The sequence below is a fragment of the Klebsiella sp. Ech2A genome, assembly GCF_030078455.1.
In the GTDB taxonomy this organism is placed as follows: Bacteria; Pseudomonadota; Gammaproteobacteria; order Enterobacterales; family Enterobacteriaceae; genus Klebsiella; species Klebsiella terrigena.
In genome coordinates this window covers 1-20,722 of the sequence record NZ_JAQGFU010000014.1, presented here as the reverse complement: position 1 = coordinate 20,722, position 20,722 = coordinate 1, and the positions used below count along the sequence as shown (strand labels likewise).

Sequence of the window (20,722 nt, the reverse complement as noted above, 5' to 3'; positions counted from 1 at the left end):
TTAGTGAAGGTTATCTTCAGCCCTCGATTAATTTACTGCAATCTAACCCCTCCCATAACAAACCGTTTGTCATCTTTGTTATAGGCTTCAAAATTTAAGGATTTCCCTTCATTGGATCTCACGATATTTACTTCACCATTCTCGCCACCAGCGCCTTTCATCGTGAATGAAGTTGTCTCCTGACCAGCAAAGGTGTTACTGCTGATATCGCTTTGATAGTAAGCCTTGCCGTCAATAATCATATCTACACTCCCGCTGTTATGCAGGTACAACTTGGTATGATGCCACTTCCCCGTCCCGGTTAAATCGCCGGTGAGGAATTCACAGTTAAAGGAAACATCGCCTTTTTTACATTCCGACGTTATTTCCTCTTTACCCGTAGCTATCATCTCAGCAATAGAAGGTGGGTCTTTAGGGGGGAGTAGCTTTGATATTTGAAACTTGTCATCACAGCCCAACAATGCCATTAAACCAAGCCCGACCACCAAAACCTTTTTCATATCCCTATCCCGATCATTAAGATTTTCACACAGATTAGCAGGGATGCGGGGGACGCAAAAGCCTGATCGTTTATCAGGATGTTCGACGCTTCGTTAACATAGTAAGTTAGAAAACAAACCTAACATTAAGGAGTTGTCATGGAAAAATTCGATAGACTGCTTCAAAAAGAGATGCTTACGATCCTCATTGATGCATATCCTGAACAACCAGATGATATAGATTACCATTCAGACCTTATAGACAAAGCAGACCCAAAAGTGTTATCGGCAAACATTTACTACCTTGCGGAACATCGATTAATACGAATAATGGAAAGTGCGGCAACTTTAGATTCTGGTGATTCTCGCTGGCTTTTCGAAAGTGCTACGGTTACGTCAAAAGGCATTGACTTTATGCTCAACGACGGCGGCCTCTCTGCAATCCTCAACGTCCAGACCATCAAGTTTCACCGAGAAGTCGTGGTCGTCCTCGAAGACCTCATTGCCATATCCAACATGAACGATGAGCAGAAAGAAAAGGCTAAATCCACACTCGGCGAACTATCGACGGAAGCACTTAAAACTGTGGTGCAAGCTGCGACAACTGCAGGATTATCAGCGCTACTTGGGAAATGAGTAAGGCCCCAAAAGCAAAAACCCGCCGGATGGCGGGTTTAATATATTGCTTTAGGTCAGCGGAATTGAGCCGCTTGCTACATTTACTACAAGCCCCATCATTGCTGCTGATGCTGCGTCGAAAAATGATAACACCCAAATTGAAGTTTTTTTATTCATAAGCTTCTCCTTTTCCTCAATACTAACTGTTGCTAAATAGTTCTTTATAACAAAAAAAACGAATAGAACTACGAGGACGAGTAGCCAAAATAGCTGCGTACTTACAACTCCACCAAGCCCCAGTATCGCTGGCCTAAAGCGGAAATAAATATAGCCAAGAATATTATGAATATCAACTATAAACAGACAATACCCTTAAGGGCACGCTCCCCCTGTAACGCGAACGGAAACGCCGTTTACTGATACGGTTGGATATTTCATGCGAGTTACCTTAAGAAAGCGATCCTGTCACACAGAAAAGCCACCCCAAGAGGCCCGCCGGCACTAGCGGCAGTTCTCAGGATCGCTTTCTGTGAGGTTCTTGGATTGTAACGTGCGCGTGTGAAGCGCGGGATATTGCGGATATAAAAAAGCCCCGGACCTTGCCGAGGCTCACTTCTTCTTGCTGTTTCTTTTCTGCTCCGTAGCCCACGCATCACGCCAGGCGTCATCCAGTGCCATTATAGCCGCATCAAACTCTGCACGATCCATCAGAATGGAACGCGAAGCCAGATATCGCTCGATATCACCCAGAGAAAGCGGCAGCGGCACGCCAACCATCCCGACGTATTGCCGCGATCGGGATATGATGGCATAGGCATTAAGAATTTCTGCTGTCACACCGTCGACATTAGGTTCGGGGATGGCCGGCAGTCCAAGCTTTTCGCGCTTCCACTTTGCCTTATCTCCCCTTTCCCCGCCAAACTCACTTAACCACTTCTGCGCCTCTAAGGCTTTCCCACGGTCTCCTGAGTCTGCTGCTCTTTACCCTGAGCAATATTTGCAGCCTCTGCCATGATCTGCCAGTACAGCGCCGGGTGCTGTTTCAGCATGAAAGCGCCGAGTTCGGGTGTATAGTCAACAGCGACTTCAGCGCCATCCACCAACTCTCCCACACCTTCCCACCCTTTCAGCAAATAGCGGGCGCAGTTATCGATCAGCAAGTCATCAATTGAATCGATCTCGCCGACAGCCGCGAGGTCAAAGTTGGTTGTCCCTACCTGATAACTCGCGTCCATTTTATCGATATGGCGCCGTACCAGGGCATTTCGCGAGCGGAACTGGGGGTTCTCACTGCTGGCCACCAGCAGGCGGAGTTTGAACAACGATTCCTCTTCGGACGTGTATTCCTTTTTGCTGTCTTCTGGCTTTTTGTAGGGGAAAAACCAGCGCTCGCCGTTGAGGTCGATTTTCGAGGTGATGATCAGCATAAAAACTCCATGAAAAAGCCCGAACCGCGGTGCTAAGCGGAACGGGTCAGGGAAATTAAGGGGCAGTGACGGTAATTTCAGACGTTGCGGTAAAGGTGCGGGCCTTACCTGTGATGGTCGCAGTACCCGCAGCATTGCGCGTAACTTTCGCTGTTTTCTGGCCAGTTGAGACCACGCTGGCAATCGCCGGATCCGAAGAAGTCCATACAACGGTGTCGCTTGAGTCTGCCGGGGTTAAAGTGGCGGTAAGGTTCACAGTAGAGCCAATAGCACCGGAAGACGTCGCCGGCGCTACGCTAATGGCCGTTGCCGGTACGGTAGGAACGCGAGTGATCGTCGGTGGCGTATTGGCTGCAGTGATATCGAGCTGAACCTGAACGATATCGGTATTGCCGGCGTCCGGCCAGTCGCCAGAAATCTGCACTTCCGGGAAGTCGAAGATATATGCACCTTCAGCATTTTCCAGGGTGAAACTGAACGGCACCGTTTCGCCGGTGAAGGTTTTTTTGTAGACCTCCCAGGCCGCCTTTGACCACGAAAGCGTGACCTGGCCGGACGGCGTAAAGGTGGTAGGAATGTTAGCACCAGCGAACGCCGAACCAGTGCCGACGCAGCGCTGCACCTGCATGTTGTTGTTGAACTGGATATTGAAGGTATCAACGCAGAAGCCGGTACCGCCATCAACGCCGTTAAGCCGGATATTCGTGACTTCTTTAAACGAATAGCGTAAAGCCCCGGCAGTATCCACCGGTGTCGTGAAATAGCTGGTGTCATCACCTTTCGTTTCCCAGTCCAGCCCCGCAAAAGTGATGGTCGAAGTGATATCCCCGTCGGCCGGAATTTCCATCTGGAAAGTACCGACCTGACAGCCGCGGGCAATCTGAGCGATCCCCACGTCGCCGGCATAAGTGGCCACCGAAAAAGTGATCCGCCCGTTGCCCATAGTCAGCACGTTATTTACCCATTCAGCGCCGAAGCAGCTGGCAAGGAAATCATCATGCTGATTCCAGCGGAACCTCGTGCCGACATCACCGCCAACATCTACCGTGCCGCGGGACACGCCCTGCGCCATGCGGTCGCCGCCGATTTCGTCGTTATCGTTAGTATTCTGCGTTGGCTTCACACCAAACGAAGTACGGCGAAGCAGGCTCCATGAGCCCACATCAGGCGTGATGCCAGGGGTTGTCTCGCGAATTACCGCGGATACTACTTTTGCACCTGAGCTCACAGGAGCCTCCTGTTTTTTGTGCGCTACAGAGCGCGATAAGGGATTTGAAGATTAAGCTGTGACCAGCCATCGGTTTCACCGGCGGGCACAGCTGAGACGGCGAAATAACTCAGCCTTCCGTCGTCCTGAAACTCGAAAAGCTCGGTTAATTTGTCCGCCGTCTGGGTAGTCAGAAGCGTTCCGGAGCCTACCGGGACGAAGAGCTGGATAATGAGTACGCCGGTCCTGTGAACGACTGGACCCGCCCCGATTTCGGTTGCACCTGCCTGCCCTGATATGTTGGTGAGACGAGCCCAGATGCTGCGACCGCTGGGGTCGAATACCGGGCCATTGGGGTAATCCACCGCATCAGAGGCAATAGCGGTCTGCGCCGCCATTCGGGAAATGACAGCGTTTCTGATTTCTGTGAGGGTCATTTGTAGGCCTGAATCACGCCATTAAACGAAACGGCATAGACGCCAGTCGGCGCCTGTGTTGAGTGACCATTCTCCAGAGGCACGGAGTACGGGAGATTGGACTGGATATAAATCACCGAGTAGGCCGGCGCCTGGTCGATGATGTTTTTTCCGTTGAGAAACGTCATCGTTCCTCGCGGGTCAGGTTCGACCGGTACCGAATAATCAGGCGCGCCAATACTCACGAAATGTGAGGCCCTGAACGTGCCAGCGCGGTATTCGGCCGGGCGCCGGATATCCATGCTGTCGTTAACGCGGACTTTCTTCCTTAGGCGTCCAGTTTTGGTCAGGTTGGCAGGATCGGCATACAGCGATTCATTCCACTCGCCTACCGCTTTGTTGTACTGAACAGCGGTCGCATTAATGGCCCACAACTCAGGATTCCCAACCGGCGACCGCTGAACGATTTCATTCAACAGCTGAATGGCGATCGTTCGTTGGCGAAGTTTGACATCTTCGCCCACCAGCCCGGCAAAAACCGCCGGGTCGATACTCCATCCCTTAGCCATATCACGCCCTCCGTAACTGGATGGAATATGCAGCACCGGCAGAATCAGCCGCTGCTGTTATGACCTCGTAGCGCTGAGCCTCTTTGGTAATCGGATCCGGCGCTGTGATGAAATGCCCGACCGCTGGCTTATCGGTCACTTCGTTAACCAGGGCGGTTAATTTCAGGTCACCATGCAGGATGTTAACGCCATCGATACGGCGGAGTTTGTACCGCGCAAGAACACCGCGTCCTGAATAGGTCACCACCGTTTCGCTGCCGGTTTCCGTTACCGGATCCCATGCGCCACGAATGGTGTAACTGCCGGTGAACTCATTAACGGCATCGCTCAGGTCGGTATCGAATGCTGCGGCAACTTCAGTCTGGAGTTCGTCGCGGATATCCATTTTATTCACCACCGCCCTGACGAAATTTAACGATCACAGTACCGTGGAGCTTGCGGGTATAGATTTCACCGTTGCGTTTAACCCGCAGCGGGCGAGGAGCAAACTCAACAACGCCCTTTGCCGGGTTTGCGTAAACGACATGATTGATCGGGTTTCCATTCACAAACACATCTCGAGGGCCGAGCCCGTCACCGACATAATGCACATCGGGATTTTGCATATCACCCCCTCACCAGCCGCACCTGAGACTGATTAACGCCATATGGCTTAAGCATCGCCAGCGCCAGCTGCAGGTCAGAATCAAGCAATGCAGAGCTGTTGGTGGCGAGCTCGGCAAACGTCTTTGACACAGAGACGTCATCGGCATCCACCGTCTTACTGAGCAGCACGCCAGAATCAGTTTTCTGCTGATACAAACCACCATTCGAGGCTGCCAACGCGGCATAGGCTCCAGCCTGTTTCACATCGTCAGGAATGATGGTTTCATGAGTTGCCTTATTGCAAGGCAGTTTTAGGTTGAGGCCATTCATCCAGGTGTTAGCCATCAGCACAGATTTAGCTTTTTTGCTTTCATCCGTCCAGGCGGCGCCCAGAATCGAATCAACATCTTCAACGGTGATGAAGGTGATCATGCATCACTCCATTTCTTTCCAGCCGTGAGCCTTCCAGTTATCCACTTCGTCAGGGTGAACGTCGGCGGTAGTCGGCGCGCCGGGGAACGCCGGAAAATCGGTAACCATCGCCACCAGCTGCGGTGCCTGCGGTGCCTGCGGTGCCTGCGGTGCCTGCGGTGCCTGCGGTGCCTGCGGTGCCTGCGGTGCCTGCGGTGCAGGAGTATTGGCATCAACCTGCGCGGTCGCAAGTTTTGCTGCAGCTCGTTCAGCGCGCTGCTCTTTGGTTAATCCGGCCATAATTACCCCAGAAAAAAGAAAGGGGCCGAAGCCCCATAATTGTTAACCAAGCAGCAGAACAGAATGCTCCGTTTTCACTGCCGCAACGCCCCAGGACAGACCGACTTCGTAACGCACCTGGCGGTACTGACGGTAGAGCGCAACCTGGTAAGTGATGCCGGATACCGGGTCGGTAACGTTCATTACGTCATCAGCAGTATCCCCGCCCTGTGGCATCGCCGGGGTACGAGCCGCCAGCAGGAAAGCATTGCGGTCGAACGCCATATTTGCGGTGTAGGAACCACCAGCAGTAATAGCGGCATTATCGGCCAGTGCCTGACGTAATCCCGGAGCTGCCAGGGTGATGGTCGTAGCGGTCGCGGCAGCAACCAGGTATTTGTTGCTGTCGCCATCAAACGTCACGATGTCACCGGCGCCAAAAGCACCTGTCCCGGTATCAATCGCAATCAGGATTTCGCCTTGAGCTTTTGCACCATTCACCAGATACCCGGCAGCCTGAGATGCGACACGTTTCTTAACATGTGCAGATTCGTGAATGTTGAAACCTTCCAGGCGACCCACGATGCCTTCACGCAGCAGCGCATCAGTGCCGGACTCGTTCACTTTGAACAGGACAGACTGTTTACCGCGGAGGTTAGCGATAGCCGAAGAGCCGAGGACCATTTGCAGATCCGTAGTCGGGGAGCCGTTATCGGACAATACCTGACGCGCATTTGCCGCATCATACAAATCACCGGCTACCCCGAACGGAGCTGTACCAGCCGTACCGACAGCACGGGAGGAAGCGAAGTACAAAGCAGCAAGATCCGCGTCCATCTCATTTGCCAGCGCACGGAACGCCTGTTTGAACTGATCCGCCAGGATGGTGTTGTATGAACCCGCCGGCCCCAGCGCAAGCTGTTCCTCACCATTCCATTTGACCGGAGCCATTTTGGATTTGGTAATTTTGACATCAACGGTGCCGATCGTCTGGTCACCGTCATTCGGTGCCGTGGCCCCCGGCGTAATATCGACAGTAGTTGCCGCTGGCGCAACAGGAGCGGTTACTGTCTGGTCTTTCGCCGCCGCATCAGCTTTGGCATTGCGCGATACGGCCGGGATAAAACCGACCTGCTCGCGAGATACGGTATCCAGAGCCGTAAAGATAGTCGGGATCAACCCGGTAAGCGTGTTAGCCATGTGCATGGTTTCCTTGGAGATTAAGATTTAGGGTTGTTGAGCTATCCAGCTCTGGCACCAGCCGCCATCCGGCGACTGGCAAAAGAATTAATCGACGACGGTAATACCGTCTTTGAGGGTCGATTGCTGTTCCACCGGGCTCAGACTGGAGAACGCATCGCGTTTCATCGTTTTCTGCCCGAGTGCATGTTGGGACTGGCGAGAGCCACCGCCCTGATTACCGCTGGACTTCAGGATGTGGTCTTTCTGAGGATACTGCTCTACCAGGAATTCCAGCGCCTCATCAAAGGCCGCCAGCTCTCCCGGCTTGGAGCGGGAATAAATTTTGTTGCCTGTACTGTCGTAGGCTACAACTTTGCCATCCTCGACTTTGAACGACTGACCAAAGCGGGCCTGGAGCATATCGGACGGAATTGCCACTTTATCTGCGATGAATTTCGAGCCAGAGAAACGACCGCCTATCATTTCCTGATAGAGCTGCGATTCCAGTTTGTCGCCGCGCTGGTTCGCTTCATCGAGCTGAGTCTGGAACGATGCGGTGATGTCCGCTTTCACCTGGTCAACGGCGCCCGCTTCGATCAGCTTTTTCTGGTCGATTTTAGTCATCATATCGAGCGCTTCGAGCGCCTTAGTCGGGTCACCGATTTTGGCAAATTTAGCCAGGTTGGCTTCGGCAGCTTCTTTGGCTTCACGATGAGATTTTGCCTCACCATTCAGGGCTGAAATTTTCCCCACCGCCTGGACGGCATCAAAACCGACCTCCTGGCCGTCGCCGTGGACGTAGACGGGCAGACCGCTAGCGTCAATTTCTGCATACTGCTTGCCGTTTACTTCTACTGTCTTAAGTTTCATGTTGGTACCTTTTCATGGCCATCCGACCGTTGCACCGCTCACCATCCGGATTGCGGCAATAAAAAAGGCCGCCCGGAGGCAGCCTGTTTGAGGTTTTATGGAAAATTAAAGCCTGGCGTTACTGAATGCCTTTTCGTCATGTTCCCGTAGCTGGTCCAGCGTCAGCCATTCGCCCCTGTCGTTGTAGAACTCATCAGGAGTCATGCCACCATCACGAATTAGCCTGGCGCGCGTCACGCCGACAATCTGGGATTGCCGTGTGAATGATTGCCGCGAGAACCAGCCCTGATAATCGGTATCCGTTGGCACCTGACCATCCATGCTTGCGCGGGAGCTATCCGATATTTGGCCTACGGCAATACCGAGCTCGTCTGCCGATTTAAGGATGTAGGTTTCGACGCTGCGACAGCAAAAGTGAATTTTCCCCGGCCCCTGCAGGTAGGGGATCTTGTGCCCGATCGGCTTGTTATCCAGGGTGTACTTGAGGCGGTCACGAATTCGGCAATCTTTTGATGTCCGGTTATCCAAAGTGGATAACCACTGCTTACCCTTCAGAATGTCGTCGTTCGCCGTCGCAAAACTCTGGCGCGCTGTCTGCGCAAGGTGTCCTACGGCTGTTTTGGCAATACTACCGGCGTTTGACCGGCTCATTTGCAGCGCGCCGTCCTGGTAGCCCCGGTTAGCGTGGCCGCGAACCTTACGGGCAATCTGTTCCGTTGTATCGCCCAGCAGGAAACCCTGCCGCACGGTATTGGTGATGCGCGTCATACGGTCGGCTTCAAGGCTGTTGGCCCATTCGCTCAGTAACCGTCCCTGAAAAGGCCGGGCCATCGCCGCGGCATAAACGGCATCCGGGGAGATGCCCACCAGCGGATGAAGCGCCAGCACATCATCGGGGATCGCAAACTGGAAGAGGCTTAGCTGAAATCCTGCTTCGTGATGCGCCAGCTCCTGCAGCTCGCCGGCTAGGCTTGCGCTCATGGACTGCACCACATCACGATTTAGCGCCCTGACGCTGACCAGCAAAGCTTCCAGCCGCGACACTGTGAAACTTTCCGCATCGAGGGTATCCATCGCCACCAGCAGCCGGGCCGTCAGTTCTGCGTCGCTGTCATTCAGGATTTTTATCATCCTGTTCGCAACGCCGGTGCTGTACTGGCTCCCCCAAATTGCGTGAGCCAGGCTTTCGTCACTGAGTTTCTCATTCGCCGTCGCCATCTCAACCACCTGGATTATTCAGGCCGTCGGCCAGCGTCACCTGCTGATTCCTCAGTTCGTCGATCACCTCTTCCGGCTTCGCGTCCGGGTCGATGAATTTCAGCGCCTGAAGCACGCGAACAGCATCAATCTGACGAATATCACCGCCCTGTCGAAGTGACTGAACCGCCGTTGCGGCCGCAGAGTCGAATGTCTGCGCCGAAACATCCAGCTCGGTACGCACATCCACATTACCACCCTCTTTTTCACCGAGCCATTCCGCCATGATCTGCAGGATATTATCGAGTGCATCCTCAAGTGAGCTCGCCATCGTATAAAGAGGTGAATTCTCCTGCATATGCTCTTCATGCGTCTGGTCATCAGATTTGGTTGAGGTGTTTTCGGCGCGCAGCAGCTTCGCGCCCGCCTGCCGCATTTGGTTTTCCAGATCTTCCAGCGAGATTTTCCCGGAGTTTATGGCTGAACCGGTATGCTCGATATACTCCAGGCCCTGCCGCTGGCGGTCTTCGAAACGAGTCGCAGTGGAAGATCCGATCGTTAGCGTTTCGTTATCGGCCAGACCGTAAGCCACCAGCAGGGGTACACGCGCAACATGCAGGATGTTGTCCTGCTCGCTCTGGCTTTGCCAGTGCTTGATATTTAGCAGTGCCAGATTGAGCAGCGGCGGTGAGCCGCGCATAAACCCGGTGCGTTTCGTATAGAGCGTCACAAGGGGAATATCATCACGGCTGGTTGCCCACTCTTCGTGAATCATCCACTGGCTTTCGCCGTTATCACCTTTGTTGCGGCGATATATCTCAACCTTGCGAGGCATGATATGGCGGATTTGCTCTATCTTTGTCTGCCCGTAATCGTCACCATCGACGATGATCACCTCTTTAATGCGCAGGTCGGTCAGTACCACCTTCCCTTTTTCCACTTTCGACTTCCAGCCGATAACCTGGCGGGGATTGAGCATCGTGGCGTATGGGCGGGAGCCTGCTGCTTTTTCGTCGGCCTTTGTTTTTACCGCCTCCGGGTCAACCTTCGGGAAATCCACCAGCGCATGCACCAGACCATACTGGAATCCGATACTGAAAAATTGCTGTGCCCAGACATCGATCCGGTTTCCTTCCATATCAATATCTGGCGCCAACTCCTGTATTTTTTCAGGCGTGTCTTCACTCAGAACCGTCGGCTCAGCAAATACCCGCCCAATATTCTGTTTGATGGCTTCTTCATAGGCCGGGAGAAGCGTTGCTGTTGCTATACGCTCTTTATAGCTGTCGGGCTCCTCGTTAGGCCACTTGGGGAGATACGTCGCCCCCTGGCGCCGCATTTCAAGCGTACCGCCCATCAGAGCATCGTTGATATCCCACGCCTCTATCATGTCGTTGTAATCGAGATTGGGTGTTGAAATATCTGGCATGGTTTCACATCCGAAGTGGTGTTGATTTGCCTGTCGGTTTAATGATCGGGAACTGTTTCACGATGAAATATCCGCCGGCATCGTTGGGGTGATCGTTATCGGCGGATTTATCCGGCTCCCCGTTCTCGCCCCATACCTGCTGTTCGAGCGATTCGGTGTAAACCGGGCAGCGCTGCACGTTAACTTTGTAACGTCTCTCTCCGTTACCGTTGCAGAACATGGCATTCATGGAGTTAACACGGTCTTTAACGGGAGGATTCGACGCATTCACGACCACGTTAAAACCCGCCTGTTTGAGCTGGGCAATGTCCGTGGCGCTGGCATTACTGGATTTTCGAGAATCGCCGGAGGCATCAGGATAGATGTAAATTTCCCTTACCTTCCGATAGTCATTGCCGTCATAGAGCCAGAACCGCTCTTTGATAATGCGGATCATGTCCGGTGTGTCGTAGGCCTTCACGATTTCATTTACTGCGCAGGGAAGTCCCAGGCGGAGAACGTGAACAATGCCGGCCATTTTTCCGACGTTAAAATCCATGCCGATATAAAGCGGCTCACCCGGCTGCTCTTCTTCTTTGCAGTTATTCAGCTTGCGGTCGAACTGGTGGTAAATCGTCCCACTAGTCAGGTTGGTAAACTGGCCGCGCAGGTACGCTTTAATCAGCTCCGGTGTATAAGACTCCATCAGGGACGGGATGTAGTCCGCCGGCAGGTTCTTTTCGTTGTCGAACGTCGAGGCCTGCACCAGGCCGTACAGCGTTGAGAGCGAAGGTTTATCGCGCACCGCTTTTTTGAACTGCTGATAGACGAACTTAAACCCTTCAGGAGTCGTGGTGACGTCTATTCCGTTTCGCAGACCGGGAACGTTGTAACGCATACGGGCAATGATTTTCCGCCAGGCTAACTGCGCCTTTTTGGCTGGCATCACGTCCAGTTCATCAATCAGCGCGTTACCGATTTTAAAACCCACGATGGTTTGCGGTTTCTCCATAGAACGGCAGATAGTCGTCCCGCGGAACCGCTTCCCGGCGTAAAAATGGACCTCTTTATTGCCCTCGTTGATTTTGACATTCAGCCCCCAGTCGTGGGCCACCTCTTCAACCGTGGGATAAAAGATGTCGCGGATCTGCGGATAAGTTGGTGCAAAGTAGCCCTGGTTGATTTTAGGGTGTTCCCACATCCCCTTGCAGATACCGCCGCAGCCGACCCACGTCTTACCGGAACCAAACCCGGCTACATAGGCTTTAAATTTGTGCTTCATTGCGAGGAAGCGGGCCTGAGGGATGTTAAGCGTCGGCGATATCATCGTCTCCCTCCACTCTCGCATCCACGACATTGATATTGATTGCTACTGGCGTTGGTTCGTCATCTTCAGGGTCAGCTGCGAGTTCCTTGCGTAGTTTTTCGACCTCCAGCTGCCGGCGCTCAATTTCAATCTGCTGCAGACGCTGAGCAAATTCACTGTCAGCCAGGCCGAGGCGCTTCATCACCGCTTCATACATACGCTCGCGGCTAATGGCGGTTATCTCTACGCCATTTTTACTGAGCTTCACGCCGGAGTAAGCAAGCGCAGCATCCGGCGCCAGCTTGCGGGTGTCAGCGAAGAACGGCTGGCCGATGCCGTCGCCATTGCAACGAGGGCATTCAGGATTAGGCGCTCTTGTGTGGTCGTAACCATAGCCGCCAACATCGCGCGGTGCGCCCCTTTTCTTCGCTTTGGCTTCTTCGCCAGCCTCATCGAACTCCACGACGTCACGCCATTGATACTGGTGACCGAAGCCCCAGCAGTAACGGCAACTCCCGCGGCGATACTGTGATAGCTGATTGGCATCGAAGGTGGCGAGCTTCCACATCTGCTCAAGCACTTCATCAGCGCTGCCGAGCGTGCGCACAATGGACGCTTTCTGCTGCTGCGCAATGGCCTGCGCAACGTTAGGATTCGTTAGGAGCTGACGACCATAGTTTGGGTCGCTATAGCCAGCGCGTTCAGCGGCTGCCGTGGCGTTCTGGTCCTTGAGGTATTCAGCAATGAAGCGTTTTACCTTTGGGCCAAGTTTGCTATCCACCAGTTCTTCTGCGCACTTTTCCTTTTGCGCAGTGCGCAATTTCTTCTGCGCAGGTTTTTGCGCAGAAGGCTTTTTGATGTATCGACGGGCGGTAGCGTAGTTCAGTCCCTGCGCTTCACACCAATCCTTCGGTGATACGCCGGTTGCGGCATGATCGGACAGGAACCGTTGCTGAAGGTCGCCCCAGTCCGGTTTTGCCATGGATTTAACCTTTCAAAGAATTACTCAATAAAAGAATGTCGTTATCTACAGTTAAGTTTATAAATCAAACACTGGTTAAAACAACATGTTAATAATATTTCGTTATAACCCAATACTATTATTTTTTACGATTATAATTTTCATGCCGAAGTGAGTTTTCGGTGTGAATTATTCCAAAATTAACGAGGTTTAAATATGACAGAATCAAATACCTCAGATAAAAACTTTGATGGTTGCGATGATCCTGGCCCCATTGATTTTAGTGACCAGAGTTCAGAAATTGACACATCAATCATGACTACATGCAGATTCATTTCAAACCGTAATTATCCAATAACGGTGACCGTAAGGCATTCACCTAATGCTGTACAAAATGGAACAATTTATCACCAAGGTGAGGATTGGTACGTCCATGTAAATCCAAATACTTGTTATTGTTGGAGTCCCCAAGGACCTGCTGAACCTAATTGTTCTTTACGATGCTCCCCCGGTGGAGTTTATTATGTGGGATGAAGGTAAAAGGTAAAAATTTATGGGCTAAAAACTCCATATCACATTTTCAGGTTATACCCATCAATTAATCTTCTCGAGATCAAAGGCGGGAGCGCTTCGGTTGATTGCAAAATAGCTTTGATAATTCTATCTATCGATCCGCTCTCGCTAGTAACTCGATTATTGCTAACATATTTCATTTTAGTTCTGACTTATCGGTTTTATCACGGTTACACTATCCCTGCACCGTCGCCGGGCTAACGTTCAAATTCAGATTGTGACTCCACGTCATTTTGCCCTAGATTTCAGGATGTGGCATTCAGCATTCAGATGGGTCGATAACGGCATTGCCACTACTGTGACGTGAACCATTCGCGAATTTACACTACCTTCTGACATGTTTACCTCTGTGCGATGTTTGGAGCATTATCGAAGCCACTCGTTGAATGGCTCCTGTAATGCTTACTCGGCAGGGGAGATATCGATGAAGTACTCTTTCCCCTGCTCAAACTGTTCGAATGCTGCTGGGTTAGAGATGACCATCTGCAACTGACCACTGGGGGTATACTTCGACCAACTTTCGTTCTCAGCACTGCCAGTTGTTACCGCAATCAGGTGGACAACAGCTGTAGAATTATCCTGTGATTTCTGAATGCTGTTGCATTGAAATTTTGCGCGTACAGTCATGGTTTTATCCTTTGGTGGGTATGCGGGCTCGATTATCCCTTAGTGGGGTTAGCGCATAGGAAAGTTGATGAGGAACATCAGGCCGACAAATGCGCACAACAGGCCTACGGCGCAACCCAATATAAGGAGTGTCCAAACGATAATTGTTCCCAGGGTTGCAATCATTTTGTGGCCTTTTCGGTTGGTTGCGGGCAATTCGCCAGCACAGCTTTATCGTGCGCCAGAATGTCGCGCTTGGTCTGCTTGTCCAGCACGTCGATGTCGTGGTCGGTCAGGTAGATGATCCGCACCAGCTGCACGCGGTATCAACCACCACTGGGGCGGGTAAATCTTTCGCGCAGCTCCCGATCAACAGCGTCATCAGGCATATGGCTAACTGTTTGCTGTACATCGCTGGCCCCTTTCGTTGCATCAGCACGGCGTTTTGCCGCGGCGACGGTAGCAGCGGCGTTTTCTTCGGTGCGCTGCTGCTCGGCTTTTGCTTCAGCTTTACTGGTGCCGCGGGCATGACCGATACCGAACGCGCCGGCAATAAAACCCAGCAGCACGACCACTAGCCCGGCAATAGTTTCAATTCCCATGATTACCCCACCAGTACCGATTTTGCTTTCAGGAAGCGTGCACGCCGGTCATCAATGCCGTTCTGCCCACCGTTGATAATCAGGGTAACCCGGACCACGTCGCCAGAATATTTCAGGCAGCCCTTAGTGGCATAGAACCAGGCTGCACTATGTGCCGCGTTTTCGTCCTGAGTCAGGAGTTCAGGTTGTGCTACCAGATCGATTTTCAGACCCGTTCCGCAATCCCTGTAATTCTTCAGCCCGGTGATCTGGATAAGACCGCGGCCACGATAAAGCCAACCATCACCGGGGCCTTTGTTGCCGTTCCTTTTGTTGTAGACCAGATTGGCGATCGCCCGCTGCCGCGCCAGCGGTAACGACGGCTCACCCTGCCGGCGGCCGAGCGAATTGGCCTGGTCCTGCGTCAATCGCCCGGCGCGCACAAATCCCGCCAGCCCGGTAACGCTGTAGTTGAAACTCTCAATCAAACGACTAAACCCGACGCTTTCATGGCCAACCTGAGCAATAAACATCGCCACGTCAGCCGGTGAAGTGATGCCGAATTCTTTTATCGCGGCTGTGATATGCGGATACCAGCGCGCAGCTAACCCGGCGCTGATACCAGCCGCCTGCTGAAATTGTGATTGATTCATTAGTACCTCAGTACATCAACCAGCCGCGCTACATTGCCTCTTACGCTCAGCAGCACAACAAGGATCATGATATTGGCCCCGATGGTGGGCCACGTGGAGTAGGGATAGATGCCGCACAGATACGCCAGCGGAACAGAGCTGTATATGACCGTTATCAGCCAGGCCAGCCGAGAGACCCACTTCCGATGCCGTGAGTCTCGGCGGCGATAGAACATCAAAGTAACCACGACGCCAGCGCATAACAGCGCATTGATGGTTGCAGTAGGATCATTTAGTACCACCAGAACCTCCCCGGCGCGTTATTAGCGCCACCAGCGAGCCAATATCCTGATTGTTCAGGAAGGTGAGTATTTTCACAGCCAATGCCGAAATGATTACGGCACCAATAGCATCCAGCGGTTTATCGCTATACCCGGTAAGGGCTGATAGCTTGGAGCCCACCAGCCCAGCGCACAGAACACCGGCGATATAGGACACCACGAAATAAGCCATACGCCGTGTTGCGCTCAAATCGGCAGCGGTCGCTATATAAAACACTGAACCAGCAAATGCCCCGAACACAACACCGTAATCAGTACCGGTTAACAGCCCGTAAACACTCGCCCCCGTTAAAGCGCCACCAGCTAAGCCTGTGCCGGTTATTGGTTCGGACATCGGTCCCCCTCAATTGCTGTGGATCCTCTCAAAGTTGAGGGGAAAGAGAATCAGACTTCACGGGCTGGATTTATCAACAAAACACGTCGTAGATGATTCCCGTGAGCCTGAAAATAAAAAAGGCCACCAGATGGTGACCTTTATTGTTCCTGAGTATGGTTATTCTGATTTCAACTTTTCGTATGATTCATTCATTTTTTGAACTGCGCCAAGCATACCAGAATCGTTACGCATCACCCATTGATAGCCGTATTGGCTAACAGGATTCATTGACTGGTATGTCACTGCCACTTGAAACAAAGAAACGCCATTACTCAATTGCGATTTAGCTGTGTAAACGCCATAGAGAAACAAAACAACAACGACTGCGATAATCCCTACAATAATTTTTTTCATCCAAATTGACCCGCCGACCATAAGGTAACTTGAATTTTATTGCATGTTCAGGACTAGTTCCAGCAAAAAGCCCCGCACAGATGCGAGGCTTTAGACTTTTCTGCACTGATACCCATTACGATGAGACTAAATTTCCCATTCTGTAGATTTTACTTATCGGCAATCTGATTACCCCTTGACCAAGGGATGAGTCCGTCAGAAGTTCAGGAAAATGATCTTTATTAACTTCTTCACCCTCAATAATCTCGGTTGCACCCACACAATTGATATCGCTTCCCGATAAACAAATTTTAACCGAGCAAAAACGCAGAGGTTCTTTTTGAGTCGTCCGTCTCTCTAGAGTAATCTCTTCTAAATCAATGCGTTGTGCAATGATTGTTACACGCTCACCATCAGCGATTTTTTTATGTAGGGTATAGCTTTGAAATCCTACCGTTGGAGCAAAAACATCATATAAATGCTTGTCCATCACATCTTACCTGCTTTTCTATCATGGCTCTTAACACAGCAATTGGCGTGGCAAGAGAAGCTAGAAAAAGTAGATAGCATTTAACTTTAGTTGTCAATAAAAAAATAAAACCCCGCCGAGGCGAGGTCTGAATGTCTTTAACGTCATGGGCGAATTAACCCAGCGTTGAAACGAGATTAGCCAATTTCCGCCACGTTTGCAACAGGCTTTATAAAAATCACCTCGTCACTCTTTCAAGCATCTTTTCTGCGAAGGATTCTTCAACGTGGCAATACTCCACCAGCCGATCGAAGAACAATTTGAAGTTTCTGCGCCAGGTGGTTTCCGTCACTCCAAGAGCCTTAAATACCTCGGTATCCTTTAATCTGGGATAGCCACGCCCGCTGCAACGGGGGCACTGTTTAAAAACAGGAAGCCCCTGCAGCTCAGATTTTTTCTTATCGAGAATCTCACCGCGCCCCCGGCACCGGCATTCGTTCTTGATGCTCCCCTTCCCGTTGCAAGCTTTGCAGATTACCCTTACCTGCTCACGAATGGTTTTAACTTCCTCCCAGTCTGATGGGGAGATCCCCTTCGTAACTTTGACCCATTTCGGTGGCTTGCCATCTGGGTAGGTCACTTTGTTGGTGAATACCTCCGCGTCAATGAACCCGGCGCCGCCGCAACTACTGCAAGTCACCCTGCTTGCGGCGCTAAGCGAGTAATCCCGAAAAACGTATTGGGCCAGAATGAGCAGGAATGCTTCTCGCTGTTGTTCCGGCATGGCCTGCAGCGGGCGGTTCCGGCTGGCGCGTTGAGTGGCAAGCTCATAGATAAAGGCGAGGATGTTATCCGTATGAAGAACGCCCGCTTTTGCCAGGTAGAGCTCGATGCCTATCGCCGATTTTGATGTTGCCAGCCCCAGCGCAGCCATGACGTCAGTAATCGTTAGCGTTTCTGCGGTGATCCCACATGGCACAGCTCCGGGCATCATCGATTTTGGCGAGAAAAATTTCGGTAATGCTTCAAGTTTCACAATGATTCCCCTGCTTTCTGTGGCTGATTGGTTTTGGTGCGGCTATGTTTCGCTACTGGCGGCATGCTGGCGTGCTTAACGCTTTCTGCCTGGTACTGGATGAAGTGATCGAGGGTCATAGAGACTCCCCAATAATGATCTGCCCCTTCTCTCCCCATATTTTGGTTATGCGACAATCCCAGACGTGAGAATCATCGTCATAGAGGGCATCCATCAGGGCTTTCAGCATATTGTCGCAGTCGGGCTTTGACTGATGCGGATGTCCGGCGTATTGCGCCCTCTTTTTCTGACTCCACCTTTGCGGCATAGGCATGACGAACGTGATGTGAGCGCCGGACTCTGGCAGGTGAATTTTGCGCAGACGCGCTTCATCACAGTATGCCCGGTAACGCATTACTGCCGGACGCTGCTTCCACTTATCAGCTCTGGTCATCCTGGGTTTGCCAATGGGTGTGATATCGTAGATTTTCATGATTTGATGAATCCCTCTTTCCGCCAGATTTCCAGGGTGCGCATTACCCCCTCCGCGTGCATCAGGCGCAATTCGTCATAGGTGAAATCGGTGGTTTTGGTTCTGCCGTCGATCAAGTCATGGCACCCGTTGCAGGCTATTGCCGCTTGGGTGTCATCGGGTTTGCACCCGGTGCCGCAGGTGCCAGCCAGTCGGTAATGCGCGAGCACGCTGGTTTCCGGGTTGCCATTGCAGTGGCCAGGGATCCGGACAGTACATTCTCGTCCACGCGCCGCTTTACAAAGGTTCGCCATAATCACTCCCACATCCGGTTACGCCAGCGGGAATCCGGGCGGGGTGGATTCTTGTCCTCCACCAGCTGCGCGCTGACGGTCCAGGTAAGGAAGTCAGGGTTTAAACTGCGTTCAACCTTGATCCCCCGCTGCCGGTATTTGGCCACCAGCTCGTCTGCCTGGGCCGTTGTGCATTCGGTATGGGCGAACCATGATTTCTTCATGGCGATCACCCCGCGAAGCTTAAAAGCTGGTTTGCGGCGTTCTCGACTTCCAACTGGCTGTTGAAGGAACGAGAGAGGATCCACCGCCAGAGAACATCCAGCGATGCTTTGTACAATTCATGGAATTCGGTTTCGTCCATACTGGCGAAGGAGATACTACGAGGGTGTTTTTTTAACGTGCCATCCGGCAGCTGTATGGCGTCATAGTGCCCAGCCTCGACAATGACCCATGCCCGATAGGCATCAAAGGATTTGCAGATGCTGATGCTGCCGGCACGCTTCTCGGCTATGCGGTCGAGGTATTGCTCAGCGGCATCGAGCAACGCTGATTCACTTCCGCCATATGCCGCGAGGAATTTTGCATAACCGCATACCAGCCGACGTTCATTGGACGAGATCGCCCCGCCGGTAGGTTCCCAGTAATCAAAGCCGAGATTGAGTAAGGCGAAGTAGCGGCGGTGAAAGGCCGGATTGCGGACGAGCTTATACTCGGCCTCCAGGACGGCGCCGAGCTTGCATTTTGATTGCAGAAAATCACTGGTCTCCTGCGTGGCAGGGATCAGGATACCTTGGGACTGTTTTATTAAGTGCAGTTGTTGCGCCATGGTTTTCACTCCGTGGCGCAGTAGGTTAACGGCTGTTCAGACCGTTGATTTCATATTATCAGAAGGTGTGATAATCCGGTAGCCAAGGCGTTCAGCAAACCTCATAAATCCATTGAGCGTAAAGATTTCTTCGTCGGGCAGCAGTGGCCGCATAGAAACCATGCCATTCACCCTGTAAATTAAATGCCTTCCTGCAGAGGGGAAGCTAAAAAGAATAGCTCCGTCTGATCTCCTGACAACGTCATACCAGGAATGATCATCCGGAACCTCTAAACCATTACTCACATTACCCCCCCAGAGCGACATGCAGAAGCATTTAAAAAGCATGGTAGCAGCCGCAAAGGAAAACGCTGATTGCGATACTTTGAGAAATGCCCGCCACCATAAAAAGTGAATCAGCAAAACCAGTCATCGGCGCTTTCCCATGTTTCCTGCAGGATCTCTTCTATCGTTTCTCTGTCGCCGTCAATGCCACCCAAAACACTCAGCCCATCGGTCCCGGCGCGGCGAACTGATAATTTGCAGTTCTCGTATTTTTTGCTTAACCGCCGGAGCAGTTCCTCTTCCAGCGCAGGCTCCGCTCCATCAGGCAGTGACTTCTTGCGGTCGATTGTGATTTCAATTCTCATAGTAACCTCGGCCTCGATATACTGTATAAATAAACAGTATATCTAACTTGCCAAATGAGCAATATCTTAAGAGCACAAATTGTTAACTTTATGTTAGTAGCGGTACAAAAAAACCCGCCGTAGCGGGTTGAATTGACAAGGTTTATTTTTTGGTGTTCTGTTCGGCCATCTCGATGTAACGCGGATCGGATGCGCGGGGTAGCTGGACGCTCTGCTCTTGGTAGTAGCGGACGCGCTCCATGAAGTATTCGCGCAGGAAGTGACTTTTACGGTCTGGACGGTCGAAAGTTTATTGTACTCCGAGAAATACCAGGCTTTCCGGGCTCAAACTTACACTTTCTCACTGCTGATTTAGTTACTGTAAAAAAGAGCTCATCACCGGTTGTCTCGACAGAAATAACTTCCCCTTTTTCATTTACTGAGGCAGTGTATTTTACAGTGCCGCCAATCCCTAGAGCTTTTGCGGAAGCAGGATATAATGGGAAAGGACAACTTATTCGTACAGGTATTGTTTCTTTCGGATTTTCAACAGCAAATGCCATGTTTGATATAAGCACTGTACAAACCAGAAGTAATATTTTTTTCATCGACGGTACCAATTGTTGTTATCCTTGCATCCATAGGTCACTCATGCACATTTTGCATGCAACACGGGGGG

At 51.7% G+C, this 20,722-nt stretch carries 32 protein-coding genes and 2 pseudogenes; 1 reads left to right on the top strand and 33 read right to left on the bottom strand.

Annotation, left to right across the window (positions count from 1 at the left end):
* Positions 1 to 32: 32 nt before the first annotated feature.
* Positions 33 to 500: a hypothetical protein gene (locus tag PFH44_RS05470; RefSeq protein WP_283824510.1), complete on the bottom strand. Its 468-nt coding sequence runs from the start codon at positions 498 to 500 to the stop codon at positions 33 to 35.
* 138 nt (positions 501 to 638) lie between these two features.
* Here PFH44_RS05470 and PFH44_RS05465 point away from each other — a divergent pair, with 138 nt between their 5' ends.
* Positions 639 to 1,115, top strand: a complete 477-nt coding sequence (locus PFH44_RS05465; RefSeq protein WP_283824509.1) for a hypothetical protein — start codon at positions 639 to 641, stop codon at positions 1,113 to 1,115.
* A gap of 591 nt (positions 1,116 to 1,706) precedes the next feature.
* Here PFH44_RS05465 and PFH44_RS05460 read toward each other — a convergent pair.
* The 32 genes and pseudogenes from PFH44_RS05460 to PFH44_RS28010 form a co-directional block, all read right to left on the bottom strand.
* Positions 1,707 to 1,934, bottom strand: coding sequence for a hypothetical protein (locus tag PFH44_RS05460; RefSeq protein ID WP_283824508.1), 228 nt, complete (start codon positions 1,932 to 1,934; stop codon positions 1,707 to 1,709).
* A gap of 107 nt (positions 1,935 to 2,041) precedes the next feature.
* On the bottom strand, positions 2,042 to 2,524 hold the full coding sequence (locus tag PFH44_RS05455) for a hypothetical protein (RefSeq protein ID WP_283824507.1): 483 nt from the start codon (positions 2,522 to 2,524) through the stop codon (positions 2,042 to 2,044).
* A 55-nt stretch (positions 2,525 to 2,579) separates the two neighbouring features.
* Positions 2,580 to 3,752, bottom strand: coding sequence for a phage tail tube protein (locus PFH44_RS05450; RefSeq protein WP_283824506.1), 1,173 nt, complete (start codon positions 3,750 to 3,752; stop codon positions 2,580 to 2,582).
* 23 nt (positions 3,753 to 3,775) lie between these two features.
* Positions 3,776 to 4,168, bottom strand: coding sequence for a phage tail terminator-like protein (locus PFH44_RS05445; RefSeq protein WP_132509910.1), 393 nt, complete (start codon positions 4,166 to 4,168; stop codon positions 3,776 to 3,778).
* Complete coding sequence (locus PFH44_RS05440) at positions 4,165 to 4,716, bottom strand: hypothetical protein (RefSeq protein WP_283824505.1); 552 nt, start codon at positions 4,714 to 4,716, stop codon at positions 4,165 to 4,167. The genes PFH44_RS05445 and PFH44_RS05440 overlap by 4 nt, the downstream gene beginning before the upstream one ends.
* 1 nt (position 4,717) lies before the next feature.
* Positions 4,718 to 5,101, bottom strand: coding sequence for a glutamate 5-kinase (locus tag PFH44_RS05435; protein WP_283824504.1), 384 nt, complete (start codon positions 5,099 to 5,101; stop codon positions 4,718 to 4,720).
* Between the two features lies 1 nt (position 5,102).
* The gene (locus PFH44_RS05430) at positions 5,103 to 5,321 is read right to left on the bottom strand and encodes a hypothetical protein (protein ID WP_283824503.1); all 219 of its coding nucleotides are present in this window, start codon (positions 5,319 to 5,321) and stop codon (positions 5,103 to 5,105) included.
* A gap of 1 nt (position 5,322) precedes the next feature.
* Positions 5,323 to 5,733, bottom strand: coding sequence for a protein singed (locus PFH44_RS05425; RefSeq protein WP_283824502.1), 411 nt, complete (start codon positions 5,731 to 5,733; stop codon positions 5,323 to 5,325).
* Between the two features lie 3 nt (positions 5,734 to 5,736).
* Positions 5,737 to 6,012 (bottom strand): hypothetical protein, encoded by a 276-nt coding sequence (locus PFH44_RS05420; protein WP_283824501.1) that lies wholly within the window; start codon positions 6,010 to 6,012, stop codon positions 5,737 to 5,739.
* A gap of 42 nt (positions 6,013 to 6,054) precedes the next feature.
* The gene (locus PFH44_RS05415; RefSeq protein WP_283824500.1) at positions 6,055 to 7,191 is read right to left on the bottom strand and encodes a major capsid protein; all 1,137 of its coding nucleotides are present in this window, start codon (positions 7,189 to 7,191) and stop codon (positions 6,055 to 6,057) included.
* A gap of 87 nt (positions 7,192 to 7,278) precedes the next feature.
* On the bottom strand, positions 7,279 to 8,043 hold the full coding sequence (locus tag PFH44_RS05410; protein WP_283824499.1) for a DUF6651 domain-containing protein: 765 nt from the start codon (positions 8,041 to 8,043) through the stop codon (positions 7,279 to 7,281).
* 105 nt (positions 8,044 to 8,148) lie between these two features.
* The gene (locus PFH44_RS05405; RefSeq protein WP_283824498.1) at positions 8,149 to 9,261 is read right to left on the bottom strand and encodes a phage minor head protein; all 1,113 of its coding nucleotides are present in this window, start codon (positions 9,259 to 9,261) and stop codon (positions 8,149 to 8,151) included.
* A gap of 1 nt (position 9,262) precedes the next feature.
* The gene (locus tag PFH44_RS05400) at positions 9,263 to 10,669 is read right to left on the bottom strand and encodes a DUF4055 domain-containing protein (protein ID WP_283824497.1); all 1,407 of its coding nucleotides are present in this window, start codon (positions 10,667 to 10,669) and stop codon (positions 9,263 to 9,265) included.
* 4 nt (positions 10,670 to 10,673) lie between these two features.
* The gene (locus PFH44_RS05395) at positions 10,674 to 11,975 is read right to left on the bottom strand and encodes a terminase large subunit domain-containing protein (protein ID WP_283824496.1); all 1,302 of its coding nucleotides are present in this window, start codon (positions 11,973 to 11,975) and stop codon (positions 10,674 to 10,676) included.
* Positions 11,956 to 12,936, bottom strand: a complete 981-nt coding sequence (locus PFH44_RS05390; RefSeq protein ID WP_283824495.1) for a terminase small subunit — start codon at positions 12,934 to 12,936, stop codon at positions 11,956 to 11,958. The genes PFH44_RS05395 and PFH44_RS05390 overlap by 20 nt, the downstream gene beginning before the upstream one ends.
* Positions 12,937 to 13,890: 954 nt before the next feature.
* Entirely contained in the window at positions 13,891 to 14,115 is a 225-nt protein-coding gene (locus PFH44_RS05385) for a hypothetical protein (protein ID WP_283824494.1), read from the bottom strand.
* 161 nt (positions 14,116 to 14,276) lie between these two features.
* A pseudogene (locus PFH44_RS05380) lies at positions 14,277 to 14,470 on the bottom strand (hypothetical protein).
* Positions 14,421 to 14,696, bottom strand: a complete 276-nt coding sequence (locus PFH44_RS05375) for a hypothetical protein (protein WP_283824493.1) — start codon at positions 14,694 to 14,696, stop codon at positions 14,421 to 14,423. The pseudogene PFH44_RS05380 and the gene PFH44_RS05375 overlap by 50 nt, the downstream one beginning before the upstream one ends.
* 2 nt (positions 14,697 to 14,698) lie before the next feature.
* Positions 14,699 to 15,328 (bottom strand): glycoside hydrolase family 19 protein, encoded by a 630-nt coding sequence (locus PFH44_RS05370; protein ID WP_283824492.1) that lies wholly within the window; start codon positions 15,326 to 15,328, stop codon positions 14,699 to 14,701.
* Positions 15,328 to 15,609, bottom strand: coding sequence for a phage holin family protein (locus PFH44_RS05365; RefSeq protein ID WP_283824491.1), 282 nt, complete (start codon positions 15,607 to 15,609; stop codon positions 15,328 to 15,330). Before PFH44_RS05365 ends, PFH44_RS05370 begins: the two co-directional genes overlap by 1 nt.
* Entirely contained in the window at positions 15,596 to 15,982 is a 387-nt protein-coding gene (locus PFH44_RS05360) for a phage holin family protein (protein WP_004864257.1), read from the bottom strand. The genes PFH44_RS05365 and PFH44_RS05360 overlap by 14 nt, the downstream gene beginning before the upstream one ends.
* Positions 15,983 to 16,141: 159 nt before the next feature.
* A complete protein-coding gene (locus PFH44_RS05355) occupies positions 16,142 to 16,378 on the bottom strand; it encodes a hypothetical protein (protein ID WP_171824554.1) in 237 nt (78 codons plus the stop codon).
* Between the two features lie 115 nt (positions 16,379 to 16,493).
* Complete coding sequence (locus PFH44_RS05350) at positions 16,494 to 16,847, bottom strand: hypothetical protein (protein WP_283824490.1); 354 nt, start codon at positions 16,845 to 16,847, stop codon at positions 16,494 to 16,496.
* A 217-nt stretch (positions 16,848 to 17,064) separates the two neighbouring features.
* Entirely contained in the window at positions 17,065 to 17,862 is a 798-nt protein-coding gene (locus PFH44_RS05345) for an antitermination protein (RefSeq protein ID WP_283824489.1), read from the bottom strand.
* Positions 17,863 to 17,977: 115 nt separating this feature from the next.
* Positions 17,978 to 18,334: a RusA family crossover junction endodeoxyribonuclease gene (locus tag PFH44_RS05335; RefSeq protein ID WP_283824487.1), complete on the bottom strand. Its 357-nt coding sequence runs from the start codon at positions 18,332 to 18,334 to the stop codon at positions 17,978 to 17,980.
* The gene (locus PFH44_RS05330) at positions 18,331 to 18,627 is read right to left on the bottom strand and encodes a DUF1364 domain-containing protein (protein ID WP_283824538.1); all 297 of its coding nucleotides are present in this window, start codon (positions 18,625 to 18,627) and stop codon (positions 18,331 to 18,333) included. Before PFH44_RS05330 ends, PFH44_RS05335 begins: the two co-directional genes overlap by 4 nt.
* A gap of 2 nt (positions 18,628 to 18,629) precedes the next feature.
* Complete coding sequence (locus PFH44_RS05325; RefSeq protein ID WP_187362772.1) at positions 18,630 to 18,830, bottom strand: hypothetical protein; 201 nt, start codon at positions 18,828 to 18,830, stop codon at positions 18,630 to 18,632.
* Positions 18,831 to 18,835: 5 nt separating this feature from the next.
* A complete protein-coding gene (locus PFH44_RS05320; protein WP_283824486.1) occupies positions 18,836 to 19,435 on the bottom strand; it encodes a DUF1367 family protein in 600 nt (199 codons plus the stop codon).
* Positions 19,436 to 19,471: 36 nt separating this feature from the next.
* The gene (locus PFH44_RS05315; RefSeq protein WP_283824537.1) at positions 19,472 to 19,741 is read right to left on the bottom strand and encodes a hypothetical protein; all 270 of its coding nucleotides are present in this window, start codon (positions 19,739 to 19,741) and stop codon (positions 19,472 to 19,474) included.
* A gap of 89 nt (positions 19,742 to 19,830) precedes the next feature.
* A complete protein-coding gene (locus PFH44_RS05310) occupies positions 19,831 to 20,064 on the bottom strand; it encodes a DinI family protein (protein WP_283824485.1) in 234 nt (77 codons plus the stop codon).
* A 142-nt stretch (positions 20,065 to 20,206) separates the two neighbouring features.
* Positions 20,207 to 20,320 (bottom strand): annotated as a pseudogene (locus PFH44_RS05305) (DNA polymerase III subunit theta); the annotation flags it as partial.
* A 10-nt stretch (positions 20,321 to 20,330) separates the two neighbouring features.
* Positions 20,331 to 20,606, bottom strand: a complete 276-nt coding sequence (locus PFH44_RS28010; protein WP_367575698.1) for a TonB family protein — start codon at positions 20,604 to 20,606, stop codon at positions 20,331 to 20,333.
* Positions 20,607 to 20,722: the final 116 nt, after the last annotated feature.